The organism is Bradyrhizobium sp., from assembly GCF_049512235.1.
Taxonomy (GTDB): domain Bacteria; phylum Pseudomonadota; class Alphaproteobacteria; order Rhizobiales; family Xanthobacteraceae; genus Bradyrhizobium.
Genome location: NZ_JBEKXH010000459.1, coordinates 1 through 5,168, shown reverse-complemented (window position 1 = coordinate 5,168; position 5,168 = coordinate 1). Strand labels below are relative to the sequence as shown.

General features: G+C 62.7%; 4 protein-coding genes. 2 read left to right on the top strand and 2 right to left on the bottom strand.

The annotated features are described in order from the left end of the window. Positions 1 to 72: 72 nt before the first annotated feature. Complete coding sequence (locus ABSG20_RS29315) at positions 73 to 1,239, bottom strand: ABC transporter substrate-binding protein (protein WP_423867954.1); 1,167 nt, start codon at positions 1,237 to 1,239, stop codon at positions 73 to 75. Between the two features lie 289 nt (positions 1,240 to 1,528). Here ABSG20_RS29315 and ABSG20_RS29310 point away from each other — a divergent pair, with 289 nt between their 5' ends. Continuing rightward, the gene (locus tag ABSG20_RS29310) at positions 1,529 to 3,979 is read left to right on the top strand and encodes a bifunctional diguanylate cyclase/phosphodiesterase (RefSeq protein WP_423867953.1); all 2,451 of its coding nucleotides are present in this window, start codon (positions 1,529 to 1,531) and stop codon (positions 3,977 to 3,979) included. Here ABSG20_RS29310 and ABSG20_RS29305 read toward each other — a convergent pair. Then, the gene (locus ABSG20_RS29305; protein WP_423867952.1) at positions 3,976 to 4,287 is read right to left on the bottom strand and encodes a hypothetical protein; all 312 of its coding nucleotides are present in this window, start codon (positions 4,285 to 4,287) and stop codon (positions 3,976 to 3,978) included. The genes ABSG20_RS29310 and ABSG20_RS29305 overlap by 4 nt on opposite strands. Before the next feature lie 343 nt (positions 4,288 to 4,630). On the opposite strand from ABSG20_RS29305, the gene ABSG20_RS29300 reads away from it, so the two are divergent. Beyond that, positions 4,631 to 5,168: protoglobin domain-containing protein (locus ABSG20_RS29300; RefSeq protein ID WP_423867951.1), on the top strand; the 538-nt coding region annotated here is incomplete at its 3' end.

The following is a 5,168-nucleotide window of genomic DNA, read 5'->3' as shown; positions in this document are numbered from 1 at the left end:
AATATCGTTGTGCAATCGAGGCGGTCTTGCGCGAGCTTTACTCCGACGTGCAATGAACCCCGCGCAGCTGCCTTATAGTTTCTCGACGGACCTGAACGAGCCGTCTGCTTGAATCACGGTGAGAAAGACCTTGGGCGGAGCGTCCTGCGCCTTTGGTCCGAACGTCATGATGTCGCCGCTGATGTCGAACCTGCCGACATCGTTGATGAGCCGCAGCAACTCCGCGCGCGTCGGTTCGGGCCCGGCCATTTCCAACACTGACGCCACCAGACGGCCGGCAAGATATCCCTCCAGCGAAACAAATTCCGGCTTCAGTTTGGGATCGAGCGCCCTTACGGCGGCTTGGTAGTCGGCGACGACCTTTACCGACGCATCCCATGGAAAAGGCACGACCTCGGAGACGATGACCCCCTTGCCCTCCGGACCGAGCTCTTTCGCAAGCGCATTGGCGCCGACAAAGGAGATATTGACGAAGATCGGATAGAAGCCGCTTCTGTGCGCGAGCTTGATGAACTCGGCGCACGGTCCATAGGGACCGACCATGACCACGGCTTGCGGTTCGGTGCGCTTGAGCGTGCGCAGCGCGGAACCGATCGCCTTGGTATTGCGCTCGAAGGTGCCTTCGGCCGTCAACTCCATGTTGCGTTTTTCCAGCGCACGCTTGACGCCGGCCAGGCCGTCGCGGCCAAAGGCATCGTCCTGGTAGAAGATGGCGATATTCCTGACCTGCAGATCTTCGATCAGGTGCTTGATCCACGCTTCGGCCTCGGCGCCGTAGCTGGCGCGGATATTGACGACGTTGCGCAGTTCCGGCGCGCGCAGGAATGCAGCCCCGGTGAACGGACCGATGAACGGCACATTGCGCGCTTGCGCAATTGGAACGGTCGCCGCCGCGGTCGGGGTGCCGACCGCGCCGATCAGTGCAAAAACCTTGTCCTCCTCGATCAGCCGGGTGGTCTGGGCGACCGAGCGATCGGGGTCGTAACCATCGTCCCGGCTGATCAGTTCGAGCTTGCGGCCGTGCACACCACCTGTGGCGTTGACCTCGGCGAAGGCGGCGAGCAGGCCCTGCCGCATCCCCTGGCCGAGCGCCGACGAAGGACCATCGAGGGCGGCCGCCTGGCCGAACAGGATGCGATCGGGACTGACGCCGATCTCGGCGGCCCTGGCATCACGGCAGATCGCCGCCGCGAGAAAAAGCGCAACGCCGGCGCCGATCGTCAGTGGTGGCCTCAGCATGGTGGGTCTATGCACCGTCGGTCTATGCATGTGGAATTCCGCGGGGATGAAGACGGCATCGGTCGGCGCAGAACCTTAGCGCCAGCGATGTGAAAAGCTCCTTAATTGGCGGGCATTGGTTCGCGGCGCCTTGCAGCCGTACGGCGCGCGCGGCCCGGAAGGCCCTTAACCGGACGTTAGGCACGAATTGCTGCATACATGCCGGTTACCATGCGTCGTAACCCCGGCGTGTCGATTTCATCCTTAAATTCCGCCGCGTGGCCGGGTCCAGGAGAGATCGAGAGCCGTAGTGGCAGTCGAACGAAAGTCGGCAATGGGTGAGTGGAACCAGTCTGGCGACATCAAGGGAGGTGCTCCGCTGGGGCGGCGAATCCCGGCGTCGCGGCTGCGACTGCACCGGCCGGCGCTGATCGCCGCCGCTATTGGACTGCTGCTGTCGCTGATCGCGGCCTGCGCGGTCGGGCGGTGGGAGCAGCGCGTCTCCAGGGCCGAGTTCGAGGGCGTCGCCGCGACCGAGTTGATCGTGCTGCAGAACGGGATCAACGAATATCTCAGCCGGTTGGGAGCGCTGCGCACGTTGTTCGAATCCGCCAATGAAGAAATCACCCGCAGCGAGTTCGAGGTTTTCAGCGGCCGGCTGTTTGAGGATCACCCGGGGATCCTTCGCGTCAGCTGGTTGCCGAAGATCTACCGGAAAGAACGCGCCGACTATGAGGCCGCCGCGGTCAATGACGGCGTCGTCGGCTATCAGATCAAAGCCTTCGCCGCCGGCGTGTTTTCGCCGGCGCCGCCGAGCAACCAGTATTTCCCGGTCTACTTCTCCACCGAACCGAAAACCTCCGCTGTCTACGGGCTGGACTATTCAACCGAGCCGACGCGGTGGAATACGATGGAGCGCGGGCGGGATAATGATTCGATCGCGGCGGTGCCCGCCAAGCTCTACGACATCAAAGGCGGCACCCACGGCGTCATGGTCAGTGTGCCGGTCTATGTCAAGGGCACATCGCGCACGACGATTGCCGACCGGCGTCGCAATTTGGACGGCTATGTCGTCGGAATGTTCGATCTGGCGCAACTGATGCAGTCGATCCGGACCGCGACGGCGGCATCTTCCGACATCGCCATTAATGCCTACCCGCCCGATTTCGGTCGAAGCGCCGGGCCGCAATACCGCTCCGTTCCCGATTATTCGTCGGCGCCGCAGACGCCGATCGAGGCCTTTGCGTCGGCGACGCGCTGGTCGGCAACGCTCAGGATCGGCGATGCCGAATGGCAAATGTGGGCGGTTCCCGCCGCCGGCGGCCGCCTGACCGCGCGCCACGACCGCGCCTTGATCGTGCTGACCGCTGGTGTGATCATCACGCTGTGCGTGGTGGTCTATCTCGTTCTCGCCGGCCGTAACTCACGCCAGGTCGAATTGGCCAACCAGCGCGTGCTGGAGCTGGCCCGGATCGACGTTCTGACCGGACTTCCGAACCGGGGCGTATTTCTCGAACAACTGGAAGCCGCGGTCGGTCGGCGCGCCAGCCCGCGCGGCGACAGCTTTTCGGTGCTGATGCTCGATCTCGACCGCTTCAAGAACGTCAACGATTCACTGGGCCACGCCGCCGGCGACGCCTTGCTGCGGGAAGTCGCAAGCCGCCTGCGGTCGGCGGTGCGCGACACCGACATGCTGGCGCGGCTGGGCGGCGACGAATTCGCCATCATCCAGGCTGGCTGCGACGATCAGAGGCAGGGTTCCATCGATCTGGCGGCGCGGATCTGCAGATCCATCGCCGAACCGTTCCTGTTGCTGGGCCGGCAGGTCGAGGTCGGCACCAGCATCGGTATCGCAATGGTGCCGGAGCATGGCCGTGATCTGGAGCAGCTATTGAAGAAGGCCGACCTTGCGCTCTATCGCTCGAAATCGGCAGGCCGCAACTGCGCCACCGTTTACGATCAGGCGATGTCGGCGGAACTGGAGGCGCGGAACACGCTTGAAGGTGACTTGCGGGATGCCATCGCACGCTGTCAGTTCGAAGTATATTATCAACCGTTCTTTGAAGTGCAGAGCGGTGATCGGCGCGGCTTCGAAGCGCTGGTTCGCTGGCGCCATCCGGTCAGGGGGCTGGTGCCGCCCGACCAGTTCATTCCGCTGGCCGAAGACACCGGATTAATCGTCCCGCTCGGCGAATGGGTGCTGAGGCGCGCCTGCGACGACGCGACGCGCTGGCCGGAAGGGGGCAAGGTCGCCGTCAACCTGTCGCCGGTGCAATTCAAGCAGGCCGAATTGTTCGAGATCATCCAGTCGGCGTTGCGAAACTCCGGGTTGCCGCCGGAACGGCTGGAGCTGGAACTGACGGAATCCGTTCTGCTGGAACGGGCGTCGGAAAATTATGCCTTCATGCAGAAGCTCAAGAGCATCGGGGTTGCGCTGGCGCTCGACGATTTCGGTATCGGATATTCATCCCTGAGCTGCCTGACGGCATTCCCGTTCGACAAGATCAAGATCGACAAGTCGTTCATCGGCAATTTGAACAGACTTCACAAGAGCTCGGCGATCATATCGTCGGTCGTGACGCTGGCCCGCGGTCTGGACATGTCGGTCACCGCCGAAGGCGTCGAGACCCGCGAGCAATTCGAGATGCTGAGAACGCTCGGGGTGAACTTTGCCCAGGGCTATTTGCTCGGCCGGCCGGCGCCGTTCGCCGAGCTCGAAGGCCAGCCGCAATTTTTTCGTCCGCGCCAGGACGCCGCCTAGGCCTCGATCAGCGCCTGATGCAGCTGACCGACTGCGCGGGCGAGCTGATCGCGATGCAGGAGATCCTGCTTTGGAATGCGGCCGACACTTGCCGCGAGTTCGCCCAGGATGCCCGCCAGCAGGCCGAAGCCGATATGCATGTGGATCGATTTGCGGACATCCTCGGCGCCGGGCCGCTCGAGCACCAGCGCGAAGCCGGTCGGGTCGAGATGGGCCTCAAATCGCGAGGTGTGCTCGAAGGTCCCGACATAGAATTTATCCGGATATTCGAGCGCAATCTCCGCCTTGTCTGGAACCGGCTGCGTCATGTTCGTTCCTTGCCATGAAGTGAGCGCGGCATACTGACCGGCCCAGGACTGGCCGCTTTTGCGCCAGATCATGAAGCGAAATGTTTTTTTGCAGGGAGCAGATTACGCTGAGGGGTCGGGTGGGCGCCGATCCGGCCAATGCTCTGGCCGGAGCTGATCCAGCCTCGACCGCTGCCTTGCAACGTCGCTGACGGGCGCTCTCAAGGCAGAAGACGCGGGGCCATTGACCGCAGAGTCGGTATTATTACCGGGTCATTGTTGTCTTGGAGTTAATGGTTAACGGACAAGTATGCCCCGGCTGTGCCAAGCGGCGCCATTTCCATGAACGGCTGGATGACAAGACATGAACGCGATGACGCCATCGTCCATCAACGCAAGTGCCGCCGATACCGCCCAGGAGCGCGAGACCAGGATGCGCTTCATGCGTATCGACGCCAGGACCGGCGAGCTGCTGCGCGAGTTCTGGAAGGTCGCGGAGCCCGCGCTGCCGAAGCTGCTCGACGGTTTTTATCAGCACATATCGAGGGAGCCTGCACTTGCACGCATGATCGGCGGGGATGCTTCGCGCCTCAAGGCCGCGCAGGCAAGCCACTGGGCGCGTCTCTTCAACGGCCGGTTCGATCACGAGTATATGCAGGGTGTGCGCAAGATCGGTCACATCCACCACAAGATCGGGCTTGAGCCGCGCTGGTATATCGGCGGCTATAATTTTGTTCTCAGTCAGCTCGCGGTGCTGGCCGTCGGCAAGTATCGCTGGAAATCGGGCCATCTCGCCGACATCCTCACCGCGCTGAACTGTGCCGTGATGCTGGACATGGACATCGCGATCTCGGTCTATCAGGACGCGATGCTGGCTGATCGCCAGGATCGGGACAAGCTGA

Coding starts and splice junctions, on each gene's coding strand:
- ABSG20_RS29305 (WP_423867952.1), bottom strand. CDS start 4,287: ATGACGCAGCCGGTTCCAGACAAGGCGGAGATTGCGCTCGAATATCCG.
- ABSG20_RS29315 (WP_423867954.1), bottom strand. CDS start 1,239: ATGCTGAGGCCACCACTGACGATCGGCGCCGGCGTTGCGCTTTTTCTC.